The following is a 22,443-nucleotide window of genomic DNA, read 5'->3' on the forward strand; positions in this document are numbered from 1 at the left end:
ATATCACGGAAAAAAAGATCCAATGAAACAAGCTCCTTTATTATCTATACCGGCAGTTAAAAATAAAACTGACCGTCTAACATTTTCAAATTTACTCGGAAGCAGTCAGGCTTTAGCGGTCAGTGAGTGTGCCAGACAGCAGCAGTCACCGCTGATATTAATTGTTAATGATACGCCGACAGCCTTAAAACTACGTTATGAGCTGGAATTCTTTGTCGAAGACAAAATAGAGCTGATTGCATTTCCTGACTGGGAAACGCTGCCTTATGATCATTTTTCACCACACCAGGATATTATCTCTACCCGAATTGAAACCTTATATAAACTGCCGACTTTAAAACAGGGAATTTTAATTGTACCGCTTAGTACACTGTTGTTACGCCTGGCTCCCCCGTCATACCTAAAGCAGCACACTTTAATCATTAAAAATGGACAGAATATTGAACTGCAGGCTTTACGCGCAGACTTAGAACAAGCAGGTTATTATGCCGTTGACCAGGTTATGGAGCATGGTGAGTTCTGTGCACGCGGCTCATTATTAGATATTTATCCCATGGGCAGTGAAACGCCTTACAGGATTGATTTTTTTGATGATGAAATAGACTCTATCCGCCCTTTTGACAGTGAAAGTCAGCGTTCTTTAAAGCCGGTTAATGAGGTGAAATTTCTACCTGCCCATGAGTTTGCAACTGACAGTGATGCAATTAAACGTTTTAAAGGTCAATTTGCATCGACATTTACTAATCCGATGTCAACCGGCAAAGACTCCATTTTTAGAGAAATCAGCCAGTTTAACTTACCTGCGGGTATTGAATATTACCTACCGCTGTTTTTTGATCAGACTGCCACCCTGTTTGACTACTTTCCCGCTAACTCCACACTGGCAGTTATCGGGGATATTAATCAAGCAGCCAACGATTTTTGGCAGACCATAGAGTCTCGCTATACAGAGCGCTCTGTGGATCTGTTCCGCCCTTTATTAGCTCCTGAACAGCTCTATTTACGTCATGAGCAGTGCTTTGAACAATTAAAACAGTGGCCCCGTTATTACTTTGAAAAAGAAGCGCTTAAATCTCCGAAACCGGGTCAAGAAAATCTCAGTATCGCGGCGCTTGGCGACATTCAGATAGAGCATAAACAAAGTGATCCGCTGCATAAACTTAAAGAGTTCCTCAGCAGCTTCAGCGGCTCTATATTATTCAGTGTTGAATCCGCAGGCCGCAAAGAGTCATTAACCGAGCTGCTTGCACCATTAAAATTATCACCGTCTGAGTATAGCGATCTTTCTGCATTTACAAAAAGTAAAAAGAAATTCGGCATAACAATCAGCCCGGTTGCAGACAGCTTTATCTTAAATGATGCCAATTTAGCCTTTATAACCGAAAATGAACTGCTCGGATTTAAAGTCACACAGCGTCGCAGACGTAAAGAAAGCAGCGATGAAAACTACAGCTCAGAGCATATTGTCCGTAACTTAACAGAGCTGAAAATAGGCCAGCCTGTTGTACATATTGACCACGGTGTAGGCCGCTATTTAGGGCTGCAGACGATTGAAACAGCAGGCAGCTTAACTGAATTTGTAACGCTGGAATACCTGCGCGGTGATAAACTTTATGTACCGGTCAGTGCACTGCATCTTATCAGCCGCTACAGCGGTCACGATGTAGAAAACGCGCCGATCAATAAGCTGGGTACAGAAACCTGGCAGAAAGCTAAAAAACGGGCGGCTGAAAAAGTACGCGATGTAGCCGCTGAGTTATTAGATGTATATGCACAGCGCGCGGCTAAAGTCGGCTTCCGTTATAAACTGAACAAAAGTAACTATGCGATGTTTAGTAACGATTTTCCCTTTGAAGAAACCCATGATCAGGCGCTGTCGATCAACGCGGTATTATCAGATATGTGCTCATCACAGCCGATGGACCGCCTAGTCTGTGGTGATGTTGGTTTTGGTAAAACCGAAGTCGCTATGCGCGCGGCTTTTTTAGCCACCGACAATACACGCCAGGCAGCCCTGCTTGTTCCCACTACGCTGCTGGCGCAGCAGCATTATGAGAACTTTAAAGACAGGTTTGCCAACTGGCCGGTACGCATTGAAGTATTATCTCGATTTAAAACTGCCAAAGAGCAGAAGCAGATCCTGCTGGAAGCCGATCAGGGTAAAATAGATATATTAATCGGTACCCATAAGCTGCTCAGCAGTGATGTGAAATTTTCCGATCTCGGCCTGCTGATTATTGATGAAGAGCACCGCTTTGGTGTACGTCAGAAAGAAAAAATTAAAGCGCTTCGCGCACAGATTGATATTCTGACCCTGACCGCCACTCCGATACCAAGAACACTCAATATGTCCATGAACGGTATGCGGGATCTGTCAATTATCGCCACACCACCGGCGAAACGCTTAGCAGTTAAAACCTTTGTAGAACAAAAAACAGATCAACTGATCAGTGATGCCGTTACTCGTGAAATTATGCGCGGCGGTCAAGTCTATTTCTTACATAATAATGTCGAAACGATAGGCAAGGCTGCTGAAGATATTCAGAATCTGCTGCCCCTGGCAAAAGTGTCGATTGCACATGGTCAGATGAATGAACATCAGCTTGAGCGTATCATGTCTGATTTTTATCATCAGCGTCAAAATGTATTAGTCTGTACCACCATTATTGAAACCGGTATCGATATCCCCAGCGCTAATACCATTATTATTAACCGTGCGGATCATTTAGGACTTGCGCAGCTGCACCAGCTTCGCGGCCGGGTTGGACGCTCGCACCATCAGGCATATGCCTACCTGCTGACACCAACACCGAAATTAATGACTAAAGATGCTAAAAAACGTCTACAGGCGATTGAATCACTGGACACTTTAGGTGCCGGGTTTACCTTAGCAACACATGATTTAGAGATCCGCGGAGCAGGTGAATTATTAGGTGATGAGCAGTCCGGTCAGATCACCACTATCGGTTATAACCTTTATATGGAGATGCTCAATCAGGCGGTCACAGCATTACAAAACGGGCAGGAGCCAACACTTGAGCATCTGCTGGCCAGTCAGTCAGAGGTTGAATTACGTATTCCGGCTCTGCTGCCCGATGATTATATAAGCGACGTTAATATGCGCCTGTCTTTATATAAACGCATTGCTAACAGTAAAACACGGCATAATTTAAAAGAGATCCAGGTAGAACTGATCGATCGCTTTGGTTTACTACCCGACTCGGCAAAAAACCTGATTCAAGTGACCGAAATCAAACAGCAGTGCAGTGGCCTTGGTATAAAGCGTCTCGAGGCCCACGCTAAAGGCGGTAATGTATTATTTACTGAAAATACGCAGGTTGATCCTATGTTCTTAGTTTCTTTACTGCAAAAACAGGCAAATACCTTTAAACTAGACGGACCGACAAAACTGAAATTTACATGTGATCTACAGGACTCAAAAGAGCGTCTTAAATGGATCGGCCAGTTATTAAGTAGTTTTAAATCTCATTTAATTAAATAAATTTAAGGATACATCTTGAATTACAGACTGTTATTACCCTTTATTTTAACCTGCACCTCATTTTCAGCCGCTGCCGAGCAGCGCTGGTTTGAAGTTGAACTGCTTCTTTTTCAGCGCGGCACAGAGATTAAAAATGTAAGTGAGCAATTAGCGGCGGATAATATCTCTGTTGATACAACAAACAGCATCAGTATGTTAAAAGCTCAAGCAGACCACCAATGCCAGCCGGATCAAAGCTGCCTGAACGAACAGCTTCCGGTTGTTATAACAGCAGAGCAGTTTGATAGTGAAAACAATGTTTTTCAGCTTTTAGATGAATCACAGCTGCAGCTAACAGAGCAGCGTAAAAAATTAAAAAATCACGCTTCTTTTACACCTGTTGTACATCTAGCCTGGCGTATGCCCGTTGACAGCAGATCCAAAGCACTGCCGATTCACCTTTTTGCAGGTAAAAATTTAGCTTTTACTGTACCTTCAGAAGAGGCTAAGTCAGAAAGCAATGAGCCGGCAGTGCTCACGACAGAAACTGAGCTTACGAATACTGCCATTACAGATACAACATTGATTGAATCGACTGAAACTACAGCTGCGGAGCTGGATATCAGCAGTGTACTACCGCCTGCTGTGCAGCAGACAGATAAGTGGGAAATTGACGGCAATTTTAAAGTCTATCTGCAGCATTACCTGTTTATTGATAGTCAGCTGGTTATCCGTCAGACGGCCAAACAAGATATCGAACAGGCTGAAGAAACTGCGCTTACTGAGTTTGAAGTAATCGACGGTGAAAATGATGTACAGATAATCAATCAGACAGACCCTGTTGATAATATACCTGCAGCTCAGGAAACAGTGATCAAAGAAGTGCTTTTTGACCAGAATCGTCGTCTGCGCAGTGAAGAGATACATTACCTGGATCATCCGTTAATGGGTATGATAGTACAGATAAGAAAAATTCCAGCGAAACCGGAGTCAGAATAACGATTAGAACTAATATGCCCGTCAGCAATAGACGGGCATTATTATTAGGCTTGTTTATCTCTTGCCTGCCAGTAATGTTCAGCCTGCTTTAGACATTCCTTCTGACTGACTGCCTCATTAAACTGCTTTAATAAAACCGCGATGGTGGAGATAACAGCCGCATCACCATATTCATCTTGTGTTTCCCCCTTCCAGACTCTGCTTAAATACTCAGCAGAAACCTCACCATGGGCGCCGCTGCTCTCTTCTAAATATGTAGGCCACTGCTCTTCAAAGTAACTACTGCTGTTATTTTCGCTGCGCACACCGCAGACAGTTGTACTTACGCGCGGATTAATTTCACTTTCCCCGCCCTCGCCCTTAAAAGCAATCATATTAACCTCTTTACTTAATACCGAAGCCTGCGCATGCAGCTTCTCATAACCTTTATGAAATACTCCGTGAACAGCATAAGGAGCAGCACATGGATTAAGTGCCCTGGCAACAGTATTGAGCGGTGTACGTAAGCCGACTTGTTCACGTAATGCTAATAAAGGAATCATCTGAGGACAGTAGGCAGATAAAGGCAGATAACAAATATTAGTCTGATCCAGGATCTGCGCAGCCTGCTTCGGGGAATGTGCAATGCTGATATTTAACACAGGGCAAGCCTCTTCAACCTGGAACTTAACCGCATCAACGGCATTATAACCATGGATAATAACTCGTTTTCCCTGTTGTGCTAATACTTTAGCGGCCAATAGTAACCATGGCGGCTGACGTTTTTTCCCTGCAAAGCACGGCCAGTCTAAATCTGCATTCAATGAGCGCCACTGCGGAGAGATAGTCTCACGCAGTGCTTCAATGTAACCGGCAGCTTCTTCAGCCGTTTCACAACGAACCCGCTGCAGCATCAGCAGTACAGCAAGCTGTAATAACTGTGCATCACCATTAAGATACAAAGTTAATGCATCAAAAGCTTCCTGCTGTGTTAAAGAACGGCGTCCTTTTTCACCCCGACCGGTTATTTTAATGTATTCACTAAACATATTAATCCTTGTTTATATATAAGAGCCAAGCTGTGTGGGTAGGTCATTTAATATTGCAATAGGTTTAAACTGAGAAAGTATCTGCTGATCGTGAACGCCGTAGGTAACACCAACACAGGCAATGTTCGCATTATTAGCCATTTCTAAATCGTAACTGGAATCACCGATCATCAATGCCTGCTCAGCTTTAACATCTAATGTTTCTAATATTTTATACAGCATTAACGGATCTGGTTTAGAGCATGTCTCATCGGCACAGTAAGTCACGCTGAACAGATCCAGCACATCATATTTATCCATCATACGGTTAAGGCCGCGGCGTCCTTTACCCGTTGCAACAGCAAGAATATAACCCTGCTCTTTTAACGACTGAAGCCACACCCTGATACCGGGATAAAAAGGCGTTTCCTGCTGATTAATATGCAGGTACTGCTGTCGATAAGCATCGATCATCTCACCATGTTTACTTTTATTTTCTAAAGGAAACAAAGTCTGCATAGATTTCTCTAAACTCAGCCCGATAATATGACGAACAGCTTGTGCGGAAGGAGGTGACAGTTGACAGGCAGCGGCGGCATGCTGCACGCAGGTGACAATCTTATCGATTGAATCCATTAATGTACCGTCCCAGTCGAAAATAATAACCGGATATTTCATTTTACCTCTCTTTATCTGTAAATGATTAAGAAACAGCATAAGGATATAAAATGAAAATACAATGATAAGCTGCCGGTTTGTTAAATTTGTACCAGCAGGCAAAAAGGAATAATAAAAGCTGAATAACCGTTTAAAAAGTTTAAGCGGATATTCAGCTTATTTAATTTAACTGCGCTGCAGTTTTTCCAGTAAATCTGCAAGCTGACCGCACAAAGGAGCACTGACTGTCATCTCTTTTTCAAGAACAGGATGAAAGAAAGTAATATGTGCTGCATGTAAGAAAAGGCGGTTAAGCCCGAGTTTACGCATTTTACTGCTGAAATCATCATCGCCGTAACGGTCGTCACAGGCAATATTATGACCTTTACAAGCTGTATGCACACGAATCTGATGCGTCCGCCCCGTTACAGGACTAGCTTCAACTAGTGTACAGCCCTGATAACGCTGCAGTATTTTAAAACGAGTTTCAGAAGGTTTGCCCTCAGGGCTTACTTTCACGACTGAATTTTGTGAATCTTTTAATAACGGCTCACGAACGCTGCGCCATTTTTTATCCCAGGCACCATTTACCAGGGCCATATACTGTTTATTCATGGTTTTATTACGCAGCTGCTCATGTAAAGCGCGCAACATGCTGCGTTTTTTGGCAATTAATAAACAACCGGATGTTGCTTTATCAAGGCGGTGTACCAGTTCTAAAAAGCGCGCTTCGGGACGCAGTGAACGCAATCCTTCAATCGCACCAAAATCTAAGCCGCTGCCGCCGTGTACTGCGAGCCCGGAAGGTTTATTTAGAATAATCAAACCATCATCTTCATAAACAATTAAAGATTCAAGCTTCGCAATTATATTAAGCTTAGGTGAAGGTAAGGAATTTTCTGCAGCAACACGCACCGGCGGAATTCGCACCAGGTCACCTTGCTGAAGTTTATATTCAGGTTTGATACGTTTTTTATTTACACGCACTTCTCCCTTACGCACAATCCGGTAGATCATACTTTTAGGGACACCTTTTAAATGTAAACGAAGAAAATTATCGATTCGTTGCTGTGCATTTTCTTGAGTGATCTCAAGTATGCGTACTGAGTGATTTATCTGTTCCATTCGTTAAGTTTATCACGACTTAAACAGATAATATGTAAAAATTTGTATTGCGGCTAAGCACCTATTAATGAGAGAATCGGCTAGTTAGCGACTCGTTGATGCAATATTGACTAGAAGTCGAAATAACGAAAATAATGAAAACATAATGTTGAGCCTTTTTACTCATTAATATTATATTGATTAATTTAAATCAACTGGTCTGTCAGCCTAGTAGTTTTTAAGCTGCGCAAACCTGATTAATGAGCTTCTTGCTTTCACTTTATAATGCACCTCTGCACATTCCCAGTCGAGAGACTGTATAAACAGACCCGAGGTCAAGTGAGCAAATGTATTGCCAACACACTAAAAAATAACGATAAAATTAAGAGTTTAATAAAATGAAAAGAATGTTAATTAATGCAACTCAAGCAGAAGAGCTGCGTGTTGCCCTTGTAGACGGGCAGAAACTGTACGACCTGGATATTGAAAGCCCGGGTCATGAACAAAAGAAAGCAAACATCTACAAAGGTAAAATCACCCGTGTTGAACCAAGTTTAGAAGCCGCATTTGTTGATTACGGCGCTGATCGTCACGGTTTCCTTCCACTTAAAGAGATTGCTAGAACTTACTTCCCTGAAGGTTACTCCTTTAAAGGCCGTCCAAATATCAAAGACGTGATTAAAGAAGGCCAGGAAGTTATTATCCAGATCGAAAAAGAAGAGCGCGGTAATAAAGGCGCGGCTTTAACGACTTTTATCAGCCTTGCCGGGAGCTACTTAGTATTAATGCCGAATAATCCTCGAGCAGGCGGCATTTCTCGTCGTATCGAAGGTGATGAGCGTACACAGTTAAAAGAAGCACTTAGCCATCTAAAACTACCGAACGGAATGGGTCTGATTGTACGTACTGCGGGTGTTGGCAAAACACCGGAAGAACTAGAATGGGATCTAAACGTTTTAGTTAATCATTGGCAGGCAATTGATGAAGCTTCACGTTCAAAACCGGCGCCATTCTTAATTCACCGTGAAAGCAACGTTATTGTACGGTCTATTCGTGATTACCTACGCCGTGACATTGGTGAAATTGTTATTGATCACGCTAAAACCTTTGAACTTGCTAAAAACCATATTGCAATGGTTCGCCCTGATTATGTTAACCGCCTTAAATTATACCAGGGTGAAATCCCGCTATTTACCCACTATCAGGTAGAAAGCCAGATTGAATCAGCTTTCCAGCGCGAAGTACGTTTACCGTCAGGCGGCTCAATTGTTATTGATCCTACTGAAGCACTAACATCAATTGATATTAACTCAGCTCGTGCTACACGCGGCGGTGATATCGAAGAAACGGCATTTAATACCAACTTAGAAGCAGCAGAAGAAATTGCTCGTCAGCTGCGCCTGCGAGATTTAGGCGGCCTGGTTGTTATCGACTTTATCGATATGACTCCGGCTCGTCATCAGCGTGAAGTAGAAAACCGTATGCGTGAATCTGTGCGTCAGGATAGAGCACGTATTCAACTGGGTAGAATTTCACGTTTCGGTTTAATGGAAATGTCACGTCAACGCATCCGCCCTTCTCTTGGTGAATCAGCATCCCGTGTTTGTCCGCGATGTCATGGCCAGGGTACTATTCGTGATAACGAATCACTTGCATTAGCAATTCTACGTTTAATCGAAGAAGAGGGATTAAAAGAAAATACCGTACAGATTCAGGCAACTGTACCTGTTGCTGTTGCAGCTTACCTGCTTAATGAAAAACGTAGTGCTGTGGCTAAAATCGAAAAACGCCATAGCTGCGAAGTGTACATAATTCCAAATGCTAACCTTTTAACACCGCATTTCGAAATCAAACGAACTCGTAAAGACGGCAAAGAAGACATCAACTATGATGCGCTTGAGAAGCAGCATACGGTTTATGTACCGAATGTCATCAAAGATGAACATAAAAAAGACTCAGACCCTGTTTTAACCGGTTTTTCCAGCCCGAAAAAAGAAGTAGAAACTAAAGCTAAGCCGAGCAAAAGTACTGACAAAAAAGTACAACAGCCTGAGCCGTCATTCGTTTCTCGTCTGCTTTCAGCTGTTTCAGCATTCTTCTCTGATAAACAAGAAGCTCAACCAGAAGAGAAAAAGACTGAAGAGAAAAAAGTAGAACGTCCGCAGAATACACAGCGTCAGCGCAGTAATAACCGTAACCGTAACCGTAACCGCAATCAGAACCGAGCAGATAAAAGCAGCCCTGAAGCAAAAGGTAACGAACGCAAGCCAAATACGCGTAAAGACAATGAACGTGTTAAAAAACAGGAGCGATCTCAGCAGCCGCATAGCAAAAAAGAAAACGAAGAAGTAGTTGCAGTTCGTCGTAAACGCAGAAATATGCGCAAGAAAGTACGAGTGCAGAATCCTGAACAGGCACTAGAAAATGCAGTGACACCTGTAGTAGAAGCGGTAGCACCGGTTGAGCAACCAGTGCAGGCTAAGAAAAAACCACGCAGAGCAGAGCCTAAAGCAGCTCCTGCTGCCGCTGAAAAACAAGCGGTTCAGAAAAAAGTAAGCGAAACAGAGCAAGTTAATAGCGAAGCTAAACCTGCAGGAGATGAATATACTCCGGTTGCAATTCCAAGCCGCCGTTCTCGTTATCTGCGCAACAATGGTCAGCGTAAGAAAAAGAACAACGTTGCTGAAGATAATATCGAAAGCACAGTGCCGGCTAGTCAGCAGGACCCTGTCTGCAGCCGTTATCCAGAAACTGAAATTAAAGCTGAAGTGCCGTTTGAACCCGTTGCTGATCAAGCAATGGCAGAAATGGCCGACGCATTAAATGAAATTGAGCAGAAAACACGCAGTGAAGCACCTGTTGCCAGCGAAATCAGTACGATTGAAAATACAACTGATACTCACCAGGCAGCCCAACAGCTTCAGGAAAGTATTTCTGAAGAAGTGATTAAACAGGCGACACAGATATTACCTGAAACTCCAGTAGTTGAAGCACCTGTAGTTGAAGCACCTGTAGTTGAAACTCCTGTAGTTGAAACTCCTGTAGTTGAAACTCCTGTAGTTGAAGCACCTGTAGTTGAAACACCTGTAGTTGAAGCACCTGTAGTTGAAACTCCTGTAGTTGAAGCACCTGTAGTTGAAACTCCTGTAGTTGAAGCACCTGTAGTTGAAACTCATGTAGTTGAAACTCCTGTAGTCGAAGCACCTGTAGTTGAAACACCTGCAGCTGAAACTCCAGTAGTTGAAACACCTGCAGCTGAAACTCCAGTAGTTGAAACACCTGTAGTTGAAACACCTGCAGCTGAAACTCCAGTAGTTGAAGCACCTGTTGTTAAAACTCCTGCAGCTGAAGCTTCTACAACGGCTAAAAAATACGGAACAGTAAGTGCAGTTACACAGTCCGCCACTTCACCAATGACCAGAACGGTTAGTGATGCACTGGACCTTAGTGCAGAAATTGTAATTATCGGTGCAACTGAACGAGCACCCATTACAAAATCCACACAACAAGCCGGTAGTCGCTTTGCCACGAGTCACTCAAGCAGTGAAACGGTAAAAGCAGCCCTGTAATGTTTTAATATTACTCAATAGCTTTTACCTATTAAATCAAACGGATATTTCATTGAAATATCCGTTTTTTTATACTGCTATTTTTTACCTGGCGGTTTACTATACTCCCCTAAATCCTATAACAGTTTGTTTACTTTATTGTATGCAAAACAAACGACTCAATTTATTTCAAGGTATTTATATGAGCGAAACAATACACCACAAATTATTAATTTTAGGCTCAGGCCCTGCCGGATACACTGCCGCTGTTTACGCCGCCCGCGCTAACCTAAACCCGGTTTTATTAACAGGAATGCAGCAGGGAGGTCAGCTGACAACAACTACAGAAGTAGAAAACTGGCCGGGCGGTAATGCCGATATGACAGGACCAGGTCTGATGGACAGCATGAAAGCACATGCCGAGCGTTTTGATACAGAAATTATATTTGATCATATTAATGAAGTTGAATTAACTAAACGCCCTTTTACCCTTAAAGGTGACAGCAACACGTATAGCTGTGATGCCTTAATTATCGCAACAGGTGCATCTGCACGCTATCTTGGCCTTGAGTCAGAAGAAGCTTTTAAAGGCCGTGGTGTGTCTGCATGTGCGACTTGTGACGGTTTCTTTTATCGCAACCAGAAAGTTGCTGTTGTCGGCGGTGGTAATACCGCTGTTGAAGAAGCATTATACCTGTCAAATATTGCTTCAGAAGTTCACCTTATTCACCGTCGTACCGGTTTCCGCTCTGAGAAAATTTTGTTAGACAGGCTGAATGACAAAGTCGCTAACGGTAATATTATTCTTCATACAGACAGAGTCTTAGATGAAGTCCTAGGCGATGGGATGGGTGTTACCGGACTGCGCTTAAAAGACACTTTATCCGATAATACTGAAGAGCTTGAAGTGATGGGTGCATTTATCGCTATCGGCCACAAACCGAATACAGACATGTTCGAAGGCCAGCTGGAGATGAACCACGGTTACTTAAAAGTGCAGACAGGCAGTGAAGGTAATGCAACTCAAACCAGCATTAAAGGCGTATTTGCAGCCGGTGATGTTAGTGATCATATCTACCGTCAGGCTATCACTTCAGCAGGAACAGGCTGTATGGCGGCCTTGGATGCGGAACGTTTCTTAGATAATCTGTAAAATTTAACAGTAGAAACACAAAAGGTAACCCGCGGGTTACCTTTTTTAGGTCCAAAAATTATTGGCTGATGAACTCTATAAGTTATTTTTTAATTCAGTCTGCAGCATCTTCTGAATCGCAGCTAATTCTATCAGCGAATACTTATATTCAATAAAGTCATGCACGTTAGTGGCAGTGCTTAATTTAAAGTAATATATAGCGGTTTCTAAATCACCGGATAATTTATGCCAGTGTGCCAGATAAAAATAAGCTTCACATAAACGCTGTGCCAGCTCTTTGTTACTCTTAACCCCGAATGAAACGCGCTCAAAAAATTCCTTTTCAGTTGTTCGACCGGCAATAACATCAACCAGTAACCAGGCATATCGCTTATCTTTATCTAACTGCTGAGCATCCTGCAGTGCCTGCTGCGCTTCCTGCGGCATTGTTTTACTGTTAATAATAAAACGCCATAAAACCCGATACGGATCGTTAACATCGAGTTCATAAAAAGTATTAATATCATCACTAGCCAGCTCGTAACGGTGTACCTGATATAAACCAATGGCACGGTGCAGGTAGCTGTAATGCATATTTTCGGACAGCTCAATGGCGGAATCGAAGTTTTCAAACGCTTCACTGTATGACTGCGCTAATAACAGATACAGGCCTAAGGAGTTATAAGCATCAGCAAAAGTCGGATCAATATTAATTGCCTGATGGAAGTCATAGCGGCTGTGCGCACTTAAGCCCATACGATCATAAATAATGCCGCGTTCATAAAACAAAACGGCACGCTGCTTCGGATCCAGCGCTTTCTGCTCGGCAATCAGCTGATTAATACGGAGCAGTTTTACTTCATCCTGGTAATCAATCTGCACCGCGGTTGCAATCGGGAATATTGGCGAAACGGCAGTGCTTTCAGGTACAACCTCATCATCAGTAGAAACACTCTGACAGGCGGTCAGCGTTAATAATATCGGTAAGAAAAGCAGTGTAGATAAATGAATTCTCATGAATAAACCCTTGTAGATAAGAGATTTAAGAGTGAACTATAACACAGATAAAGTAAAGGTCGATCTCGGTAAAGCGTTTGCAAAAACATGATTTAGTTAAAGCAGTTATTTCCAGGTTTATCAATGTGCCTAAGAAAAACCGGAACGCTGTTCTCAGCGAACACTTAAAATAAGGGCATAAAAAAGCACTGCGAACAGTGCTTTTTAGACAATAAAAGGAGTAAAACAGCTTCTATTAAAGAATTGCCTCCTGATCTGCCCCCTCTTTTTCAACCACTTCAGGGATCATATGATCACGTGAAATGCCTAATCTAATAGCCGATGAGCTGGCAACATAGATCGATGAGTAAGTACCAACAAATATACCAATCAGTAACGCTGTCGCAAAGCCGTGTATCAGAGCACCACCGAAGATAAACAGCGATACAAGTACAAAGATGGTTGTACCCGATGTGATTAATGTACGGCTTAAAGTTTGTGTTAACGACTGGTCGACAATATCTTCAGGCGTTGATGTTGCCAGCAGACGGAAGTTTTCGCGTATACGGTCAAATACAACAATTGTATCATTAAGCGAATAACCCACTACCGCCAGCAGCGCGGCTAAAACCGTTAAGTCGAACTCCAGCTGAAACAGAGAGAAAACACCTAATGTGATGATAATATCGTGAGCAAGGGCGAAAACAGATCCCATCGCTAAACGCCATTCGAATCGCGCACTAACATAAATCAGGATACAAATAAGCGCGATAATAATCGCTAAACCGCCGTCTTCAGCCAGCTCGTCACCTACATTCGGGCCGACAAATTCGATACGACGCATGTCAACCTGACCAAAATCGGCCTGCTGCAGGGCGTTAAGTACATTTGTACCAATAACTTCTCCTTTAACACCCTCACGAGGAGCAAGGCGTACCATCACCTCATGACTGCTGCCGAAATGCTGCACAATAGCATCACCAAAATCAGCTTCTGCAAGCGTTGCACGAACTTCGGTTAAATTAGCCGGCTGTTCAAAACCAACTTCAATCAGAGTCCCGCCGGTAAAATCAAGTCCCCAGTTTAACCAGTTAATACTCAATGTTGCCAGAGAACCAACAATTAACAATATTGAAAACCAAGAAGCAGGTTTTGAATATTTCATAAAGCGAAGAGTCTGCTTCGCTCTAAATAACTCAAACATAATTTATCCTTGCCTTAAATTGATAGTTTTTTAATGTTATTACGACCGCCCCAGACTGCGTTGACAATAGCACGCGTTCCAAAAATTGACGTAAACATTGAAGTTGCAATACCAATCGCAAGTGTCACTGCGAAACCTTTAATAGGTCCTGTACCCACAGCAAACAGGATGATTGCAGTTATTAAGGTAGTAATATTTGCATCGGCAATGGTTGAAAATGCATTTGCATATCCCTCATGAATCGCTTTCTGTACTGATTTTCCAGCACGCAGTTCTTCACGAATTCGTTCAAATATCAATACATTAGCATCAACAGCCATACCTACGGTTAATACAATACCGGCAATACCAGGCAGTGTTAATGTGGCCCCCGGAATCATCGACATAACACCGATAATCATCACGATATTAAATAACAACGCAGTATTCGCCACTACACCAAACTTACGGTAATAGACAAACATAAACAGAATCACGGCAAGCATACCGTAAGTCATCGCTTTGATACCGTTATCGATATTTTGTTCACCTAAACTTGGACCGATTGTACGCTCTTCAACGATCTGAATTGGTGCAATCAGGGCACCAGCACGTAATAACAGTGCTAAGTTATGCGCTTCTGCTGCATTATCAAGTCCAGTAATACGGAAGCTTCGGCCTAGCTGTGCCTGAATGGTTGCAACATTAGCAATTTCTTCACGCTTTTTGATTTCAAGTTTGCCGTTAGCTTTCTTCTTACCCGTCGGTAAGTATTCAATAAACAGTGTTGCCATCGGTTTACCAATATTATTTTTGGTAAAACGAGACATTTTACTGCCGCCTTTTGAATCAAGAGAGATATTAACCTGCGGGCGGCCGTATTCATCGGCACTGGACTGTGCATCAACAATATGGTTACCCGTTAAGATAATCTGCTTCTTAACAACCACTGGACGGCCATTACGCTCTTTATAAATAACTGAAGAGGAAGGCAGGCGGCCGGCTAATGCGTCATTAACATCAGTTACAGAATCTACCGGATGGAATTCCAGTGTTGCCGTTGCGCCAAGGATCTCTTTAGCACGGGCAGTATCTTGAATACCGGGTAGTTCTACTACAATACGGTCAATGCCCTGGCGCTGTACTAGCGGCTCAGCTACACCCAGTTCATTAACACGGTTACGCAGAATACTTAAGTTCTGCTGCAGAGCATCTTCTTTAATTGATTTTAATTTCAGCTCTGTCATAGCAATAGTCAAGACATACTCGTCTTTTTCTACTTTATCAGTAAACTCGAAACCAGCATTTCTCGGTTTTAAGAAATCAACCGCTTTATCTAAAGTATCCTGGTCTGTGAAGCGTAACAAAACACCCGTGGTGCTGGAGTCTTTGCGGATTCCACGAAAACGAATTTTTTCTTCACGCAGATCCGAACGCAGATCTTGAACCATCTGCTCCTGCGCTTTAACAACCGCTTCATCCATATCCACTTCCATCAGAAAGTGCACACCACCACGTAAATCAAGACCTAGTTTTAAAGGTCCGCCGCCGATGGCTTCAAGCCAGGCAGGAGTTGACGGGGCTAAATTTAATGCAGTAACGAAACCGTCACCAAGACTGCTGCTGATATTTTCACGGGCAACAAGCTGATCTTCACTAGTTTTTAAACGGACTAATATTTGCCCATTTTCTAAAGCGGCACTTTTAGGGCTGATACCGGCCTGCTCTAAAATACTTTGAACTTTATCTAAAGTAGCAAGTTCTACTTTTGCACCACGAGTTGCGGAAACTTGAATAGCAGGATCTTCTCCGTATAGATTCGGAGCTGCGTAAAGTAAGCTGATCAGCACAATAAAGCCGAGCAGTACATACTTCCACATAGGGTATTTATTTAACACATTTCTGTCCTTTAAAGTAGGGACTAAAAAAAGCGAAACAGATAACTGTTTCGCTTTATTTACTTAGATTGATTTAATCGTGCCTTTAGGAAGAGCCGCACTAATAAAATCTTTTTTAAGAACAATAACGTTATTTTCATTCAGTTCAATTTGAACATAATCATTTTCGTCACTGATTTTAACAATACGACCGATTAAACCGCCCTGTGTTAATACTTCATCACCTTTACCAAGGTTATCCATCAGGCCTTTATGTTCTTTAGAACGACGAGCCTGCGGGCGATAAATCATGAAGTAGAAAATCGCAGCAAAGATAACCATCATAAAAATAAAAGAAAAACCACCCTGCTCCGGTGCGCCTTCAGCTGCTGCATGTGCTTGTGAAATGAAAAAACTCATCTTGTATCCCCTGTAAATTGAAAATTAAATATTATTGTTGTAATTAAATTTGTTAAACGTCCAGCTGTGGTTTTTCTTTTCCAATACGCTGATAGAACGTGTCAACAAAGTCCTCTAATGTACCCTGTGAAATGGCATCACGCAAACCTTTCATCAAACGCTGGTAGTAACGTAAGTTATGGATCGTATTTAGACGCGCACCGAGGATTTCTCCACACTTGTCAAGGTGATATAGATACGCCCGAGTATAATTTTTACAGGTGTAGCAGTCACACTCTGAGTCTAAAGGACTTGTATCTTCACGATGTTTAGCGTTACGGATCTTAATGACGCCGTCTGTCGTAAACAGATGACCATTACGGGCATTACGCGTCGGCATAACACAGTCGAACATATCAACACCGCGGCGGACACCTTCAACCAGATCTTCCGGTTTACCAACGCCCATCAGGTAACGAGGTTTATCAAGCGGTATTTTTGGTGCAATATATTCAAGAATACGGTGCATATCTTCTTTCGGTTCACCAACAGCAAGACCACCGATTGCATAACCGTCAAATCCGATATTAGTCAGACCGTCAAGTGAGATGTCACGTAGATGTTCAAAACAGCCGCCCTGGATAATACCAAACAGTGCATTTGGGTTTTCCAGTTCATTAAAACGATCACGGCTGCGCTGTGCCCAGCGGAGTGACAGTTTCATGGAAATATCTGCTTCTTCTTCCGTTGCCGGGTATGCAGTACATTCATCAAAAATCATTACGATATCTGAGCCTAAATCGTACTGGATTTCCATTGATACTTCAGGCGATAAGAATACTTTATCGCCGTTAACCGGGCTGCGGAAGTAAACACCTTCCTCTTTTATTTTACGCATTTTCCCTAAGCTGAACACCTGGAAACCGCCTGAATCCGTTAAGATAGGCCCTTTCCACTGCATAAAGTCATGCAGATCACCGTGCTGCCTGATCACTTTCTGGCCAGGACGTAACCACAGGTGGAAAGTATTACCTAATAAAATCTCTGCACCGGTTGCATCAACTTCTTCAGGTGTCATGCCTTTAACCGTTCCGTAAGTACCAACCGGCATAAATGCAGGCGTTTCTACGCTGCCGCGGTCAAATGTTAAACGACCGCGTCGTGCGCGTCCGTCAGTTGTAATTAATTCGTATTTCATGGTTTTCCTTATCAGATAAACAGTCTGATTATTGTTAAAAAAGTTTGTTAGTTCTTGGTTAAAAACATAGCGTCGCCGTAACTGAAAAAACGATATTTTTCATTAATGGCGGTTTTATAAGCATTGTCGATATTATCTTTACCGGAAAAGGCACTGACTAACATCAATAATGTGGATTCCGACAAATGGAAATTAGTGACCATTGCATCGATTAACTGAAATTTGTAACCCGGATAGATAAAGATACTGGTTTCAGAAAAATAGGGAGATAATTCTCGGCCTTCTTCAACTGCGGCCTGAGCGGCACTTTCAACAGAACGCACAGAGGTGGTTCCGACGGCAATCACCCGGCCGCCCTTCTTTTTGGCTGTATTAATTTTATCAACCACTTGCTGCGATACCTGTGCATACTCACTGTGCATTTGATGATCGAGTATATTATCTACTTTAACCGGCTGAAATGTACCGGCGCCGACATGCAGAGTAACAAAAGCAAAATCAACACCTTTTTCCTGCAGTTTATCTAGTATTTCCTGATCGAAATGCAGGCCGGCAGTCGGCGCTGCAACCGCTCCCGGATTTTTATTATAAACTGTCTGGTAGCGTTCTTTATCAGCATCTTCATCGGGACGGTCGATATACGGCGGCAGGGGCATATGACCGATATTTTCTAATACTTCTAATACACTTTTTTCATTATTAATATGTATTTCAAACAACGGACCATGGCGTTGTACCATCAGCGCGTCCACGCTGTTCTCTAAACGCAGCTTGCAGCCTGGTTTTGGCGATTTTGAACTGCGCACATGCGCTAGAAAACTTGTTTCGTCTAAAACCCTTTCTACCAGCACCTCAATTTTGCCGCCGGTTTCCTTTTCGCCGAATAAACGGGCCGGGATCACACGTGTATCATTAAAAATAAGCAGGTCGTCTTTATTGATAAGCTCACAGATATTACTGAAATTCAGATGTGTTAAAGCGCCTGTCTGTCCGTCTAACGAAAGTAGACGACTAGACGAGCGATCCGGCATAGGATAACGAGCAATCAGCTCTTCCGGCAGTTGAAAAGAAAAATCAGAAACTTTCATATAATTATATCCGCGCAAACAAAGCGGCATAGTATACCGCAGCAGTCTGTCTGTGCATAGCTATAGATAATAGCTGCAGCGAAATTTACATAAAAAATAAAATGTAGATAACAGCTTGTTGTAAAAGACAAAAACAGACCTATATGGAAGATTAGCAGCAGTTTAGCAAAGCCAGAAACTGGTGATAAAACAAACTGCCTGCAATCATTTGTAAATTACTCGGTGAGCAGTGAATTAATCTCTTCTTCCGTGGCATGACGAACATCAACACCTTTTACCAGATAAACAATCTGTTCACATATATTCTGGCAGCGGTCACCGATCCGTTCAATACAGCGTGCCGATGAAAGTACCTTTAATACAAAAGGAATTGAACGCGGATCTTCCATCATAAAAGTCATCAGCTCACGCAGAATACTTTCGTACTGACGATTTACTTTTTTATCTTCATTATGAATAGTAACAGCTGCTTTTAAATCTAAACGGGTAAAGGCATCCAGTGAATTATGAAGCATCTTGAGCACAATCTGTCCCATATTCTCAAGTCCAATAAGCGAAGGCAGTGCTTTACCATGATTTTCAATCACCATCGAGGCAATACCGGCAACCCCGTCTCCAACACGTTCAAGTTCTGTCACTGTTTTCATAATGGTTAATATTAAGCGCAGATCACTGGCTGCCGGCTGACGCTTAGCAATGATTCTAGAACACTCGTGGTCAACATTCGATTCAAACTGGTTAACTTCTTTGTCTTTCACAATAACCTGACGCGCCAGTTCAATATCGTTGTCAGCCATCGCGGTTAACGCATCGGAAAACTGCTGTTCAATTAGTCCGCCCATCTGCATCACCTGGTTACGCACGCTTTCTAATTCGCTGTTAAACTGTCCTGATATATGGCGATTAATATTTAAAGATTCCATTGGTTATTCCTTGCAGCTGCATTGTAATATACACAAATATTGTAAAAATGTTATTAACCATAATGTACGATAATGTAGTCTTCGATCTGTTTCTACAAGGCGTAGTAAACAGTGTATTGGTATCGTATGTTAAATCAGCTGACCCATATACTAATCCGCCCATCTGCATCACCTGGTTACGCACGCTTTCTAATTCGCTGTTACACTGTCCTGATATATGGCGATTAATATTTAAAGATTCCATTGGTTATTCCTTGCAGCTGCATTGTAATATACACAAATATTGAAAAACGTTATTAACCATATCGCCCGGTAATATAGTCTTCGGTCTGTTTCTGCAGGGGCGTAGTAAACAGCGTATTGGTATCGGAATATTCAATAAGTTTACCCATATACATAAACGCAGTCTGATCGGAAACCCGCGCTGCCTGCTGCATATTATGAGTGACAATCACCACGGTAAATTTCTTTTTCAGCTCAGAGATAAGCTCTTCAATGGTTAATGTTGAGATCGGATCCAGCGCAGAGGTCGGCTCATCTAATAATAATACTTCCGGGCCGATAGCAATAGCGCGGGCGATAACTAAACGCTGCTGCTGGCCGCCGGACAAACCGAATGCATTATCGTGCAGGCGGTCCTTAACTTCATTCCATAAGGCGGCGGCGCGCAGTGAATTCTCGGCAGCTTCATCTAATGTGCGCCTGTCTTTAATACCCTGCAGGCGTAATCCGTAAATAACATTTTCATAGATCGATTTAGGAAACGGATTCGGACTCTGGAATACCATGCCGATACGACGGCGTAATGAAGCAACATCAACTGATTTATCATAAATGTTAATCCCCTGCAGTTCGATACGCCCTTCTACCCGGCAGCTGTCAACCAAGTCGTTCATGCGGTTGATGCAGCGCAGTAGTGTTGACTTACCACAACCAGACGGACCGATAAATGCGGTTACTTTACCTTTAGGGATCTTCATGGAAACATCATACAGAGCTTGTTTTTCTGCGTAATATAGATCCAGTTTTTTAATTTCCAGTGCCGTCTGTGCAGCACTTAAGCCTGTAAGTGCCTGTGTATCAGCGGCTGGTGTTGCCAGTGTGATCATCTATCTATCCAAGTTTGGAGCATTAAACTTTCTATGCCCGCATATATTTGTAGTTAAGTTAATGTTCCAGTGCTCTATATTTTTCACGCAAATTATTGCGGATTGCAATGGCCGCCAGGTTAAGCCCGATAATAACCGTTACTAGTAAAAACGAAGTCGCATAAACCAAAGGTCTGGCAGCTTCCACATTGGGACTTTGAAAACCCACATCATAAATATGAAAACCGAGATGCATAAACTTACGATCAAGATGTAAAAAAGGGAAGTTAGCATCAACCGGCAATGCCGGTGCCATTTTCACCACCCCTACTAACATCAACGGTGCAACTTCACCGGCCGCGCGTGCAACCGCTAAAATCAGTCCGGTCATAATTGCAGGACTGGCCATGGGCACAACAATTCGCCATAGAGTTTCCGATTTTGTAGCCCCAAGTGCTAACGATCCTTCCCGCAGCGAACTTGGTATGCGGCTTAACCCCTCTTCAGTTGAGACAATAACAACCGGCAGAGTCAAAATAGCCAGGGTTAATGCTGACCATAAAACCCCGGGGGAGCCGAATGTCGGTGCAGGAAGCGCTTCAGGATAGAACAATTGATCAATACTGCCGCCGATAATATAAACAAAAAAACCTAAACCAAAGACACCGTAAACAATCGACGGTACACCCGCAAGGTTAATAACGGCAATGCGGATAAATTTAGTGAGGTTATTTTTTCCTGCATATTCATGCAGATAGATAGCGGCAACAACACCAAACGGGGTCACCATCACAGCCATTAACATAACCATAAAAACGGTACCAAAAATAGCCGGAAAAACACCGCCTTCTGTATTTGCTTCACGAGGATCGTCACTAACGAATTTACCGGCCTGATGCAGCCAGTGCTGCACTTTGGCAGAAAAACTCATATCATTCGGCAGATAAAAATCAATCAACTCAGACAGCGGCAGCGTTACTTCACGTCCTGTCATATCCCGCACAACAACACTATCACGCTGCGCCTGTTTACGATAAGAAAACAGCTGTTCTTCTAAGGCCAGGTATTTATCAGTTAATTTTTCATTCTGTGCATTCAGTTCGAGAATATTCTGTTCATTTAATAAACCCTCTAAATCCAATTTTCGTTTTTTTAAACGGATTTTTTCTAAGGCAAAGTTAATACTACTGATTTCACCGTTCAATAATTCCAGCTGCTGATTTTTTAGAGCGTCGGCACGAGCCAGGCGGATCTGCAGCTGCTCTTTGAACGAAGTCTGTTCAACGTTTACCGAACGCCCCTGCTGCAGAATATCTTCAATATAACCGTAAAAATTACCGTTTTTACTACGCTCAAATACAACAATATCTTTAGGTTTACTTGTCGCACTGATAATCGTTTCTAATACCCACTGAAAATCCAGATCAACATATTCTCGATTACCTATTTTAATCAAGTAACGCTCTAAAGTTTCCGGCTTTCCTTCTAGTCCGCTGATACCGGCATCAATAAGTTGCTCAGTTGATACAGTTTCAACATCATAGATTTCACCGATTAACGTATAATGCCCGCCCTGTTTATCAAGCATGTCAAATTCATAGACGCTGCCCGGCCAGAAAAAACTTAATCCGCGCCAACCGATTAATATAAACAGGCCGATAACTGCAATTAAACTGATACTTACTGCGCCGCCGGTCATCCATATCCACGGAGTGCCTGATTTAATCCATTTTCTCATAATATAATCATATTGCCTCAAGGTA

At 42.6% G+C, this 22,443-nt stretch carries 16 protein-coding genes; 4 read left to right on the forward strand and 12 right to left on the reverse strand.

From position 1 onward, the window contains the following. Window positions 1-22: 22 nt before the first annotated feature. Together mfd and G327_RS0103765 are read left to right on the forward strand one after the other, a co-directional pair. Complete coding sequence (gene mfd / locus G327_RS0103760; protein WP_019613427.1) at window positions 23-3,502, forward strand: transcription-repair coupling factor; 3,480 nt, start codon at window positions 23-25, stop codon at window positions 3,500-3,502. A gap of 15 nt (window positions 3,503-3,517) precedes the next feature. Next, window positions 3,518-4,480 carry a peptidoglycan binding protein CsiV gene (locus G327_RS0103765; RefSeq protein WP_019613428.1) on the forward strand — a complete coding sequence of 321 codons (963 nt, stop codon included), beginning with the start codon at window positions 3,518-3,520 and terminating at the stop codon, window positions 4,478-4,480. A gap of 44 nt (window positions 4,481-4,524) precedes the next feature. Here the strand turns inward: G327_RS0103765 and G327_RS0103770 are convergent, their stop codons facing one another. The 3 genes from G327_RS0103770 to rluC form a co-directional block, all read right to left on the reverse strand. Then, a complete protein-coding gene (locus tag G327_RS0103770; RefSeq protein ID WP_019613429.1) occupies window positions 4,525-5,508 on the reverse strand; it encodes a glycosyl transferase family protein in 984 nt (327 codons plus the stop codon). 12 nt (window positions 5,509-5,520) lie between these two features. Continuing rightward, window positions 5,521-6,165, reverse strand: a complete 645-nt coding sequence (locus G327_RS0103775) for an HAD family hydrolase (protein ID WP_019613430.1) — start codon at window positions 6,163-6,165, stop codon at window positions 5,521-5,523. 165 nt (window positions 6,166-6,330) lie between these two features. Further along, window positions 6,331-7,269 (reverse strand): 23S rRNA pseudouridine(955/2504/2580) synthase RluC, encoded by a 939-nt coding sequence (gene rluC / locus G327_RS0103780; RefSeq protein WP_019613431.1) that lies wholly within the window; start codon window positions 7,267-7,269, stop codon window positions 6,331-6,333. A gap of 377 nt (window positions 7,270-7,646) precedes the next feature. Here rluC and rne point away from each other — a divergent pair, with 377 nt between their 5' ends. Both rne and trxB read left to right on the forward strand, forming a co-directional pair. Beyond that, the gene (rne, locus tag G327_RS0103785) at window positions 7,647-10,817 is read left to right on the forward strand and encodes a ribonuclease E (protein WP_019613432.1); all 3,171 of its coding nucleotides are present in this window, start codon (window positions 7,647-7,649) and stop codon (window positions 10,815-10,817) included. A gap of 181 nt (window positions 10,818-10,998) precedes the next feature. Next, window positions 10,999-11,949 (forward strand): thioredoxin-disulfide reductase, encoded by a 951-nt coding sequence (gene trxB / locus G327_RS0103790; RefSeq protein ID WP_019613433.1) that lies wholly within the window; start codon window positions 10,999-11,001, stop codon window positions 11,947-11,949. A 75-nt stretch (window positions 11,950-12,024) separates the two neighbouring features. Here the strand turns inward: trxB and nlpI are convergent, their stop codons facing one another. From nlpI to pstA, 9 genes are all read right to left on the reverse strand, one after another. After that, window positions 12,025-12,945, reverse strand: coding sequence for a lipoprotein NlpI (gene nlpI / locus G327_RS0103795; RefSeq protein WP_019613434.1), 921 nt, complete (start codon window positions 12,943-12,945; stop codon window positions 12,025-12,027). Window positions 12,946-13,180: 235 nt separating this feature from the next. Further along, a complete protein-coding gene (gene secF, locus G327_RS0103800; RefSeq protein WP_019613435.1) occupies window positions 13,181-14,128 on the reverse strand; it encodes a protein translocase subunit SecF in 948 nt (315 codons plus the stop codon). A 14-nt stretch (window positions 14,129-14,142) separates the two neighbouring features. Beyond that, on the reverse strand, window positions 14,143-16,005 hold the full coding sequence (gene secD, locus G327_RS0103805) for a protein translocase subunit SecD (RefSeq protein WP_019613436.1): 1,863 nt from the start codon (window positions 16,003-16,005) through the stop codon (window positions 14,143-14,145). A 63-nt stretch (window positions 16,006-16,068) separates the two neighbouring features. Then, window positions 16,069-16,404 carry a preprotein translocase subunit YajC gene (gene yajC, locus G327_RS0103810; RefSeq protein WP_019613437.1) on the reverse strand — a complete coding sequence of 112 codons (336 nt, stop codon included), beginning with the start codon at window positions 16,402-16,404 and terminating at the stop codon, window positions 16,069-16,071. 52 nt (window positions 16,405-16,456) lie between these two features. Then, window positions 16,457-17,581, reverse strand: a complete 1,125-nt coding sequence (tgt, locus tag G327_RS0103815) for a tRNA guanosine(34) transglycosylase Tgt (RefSeq protein ID WP_019613438.1) — start codon at window positions 17,579-17,581, stop codon at window positions 16,457-16,459. A 47-nt stretch (window positions 17,582-17,628) separates the two neighbouring features. Continuing rightward, complete coding sequence (queA, locus tag G327_RS0103820) at window positions 17,629-18,669, reverse strand: tRNA preQ1(34) S-adenosylmethionine ribosyltransferase-isomerase QueA (RefSeq protein WP_019613439.1); 1,041 nt, start codon at window positions 18,667-18,669, stop codon at window positions 17,629-17,631. Between the two features lie 215 nt (window positions 18,670-18,884). After that, on the reverse strand, window positions 18,885-19,592 hold the full coding sequence (phoU, locus tag G327_RS0103825) for a phosphate signaling complex protein PhoU (protein WP_019613440.1): 708 nt from the start codon (window positions 19,590-19,592) through the stop codon (window positions 18,885-18,887). A 296-nt stretch (window positions 19,593-19,888) separates the two neighbouring features. Continuing rightward, window positions 19,889-20,701 (reverse strand): phosphate ABC transporter ATP-binding protein PstB, encoded by an 813-nt coding sequence (gene pstB / locus G327_RS0103835; protein WP_019613442.1) that lies wholly within the window; start codon window positions 20,699-20,701, stop codon window positions 19,889-19,891. Window positions 20,702-20,759: 58 nt separating this feature from the next. Continuing rightward, the gene (pstA, locus tag G327_RS0103840; RefSeq protein WP_026339170.1) at window positions 20,760-22,418 is read right to left on the reverse strand and encodes a phosphate ABC transporter permease PstA; all 1,659 of its coding nucleotides are present in this window, start codon (window positions 22,416-22,418) and stop codon (window positions 20,760-20,762) included. Window positions 22,419-22,443 lie beyond the last annotated feature (25 nt).

The organism is Psychromonas ossibalaenae ATCC BAA-1528 (assembly GCF_000381745.1).
GTDB classification, from domain to species: Bacteria; Pseudomonadota; Gammaproteobacteria; order Enterobacterales; family Psychromonadaceae; genus Psychromonas; species Psychromonas ossibalaenae.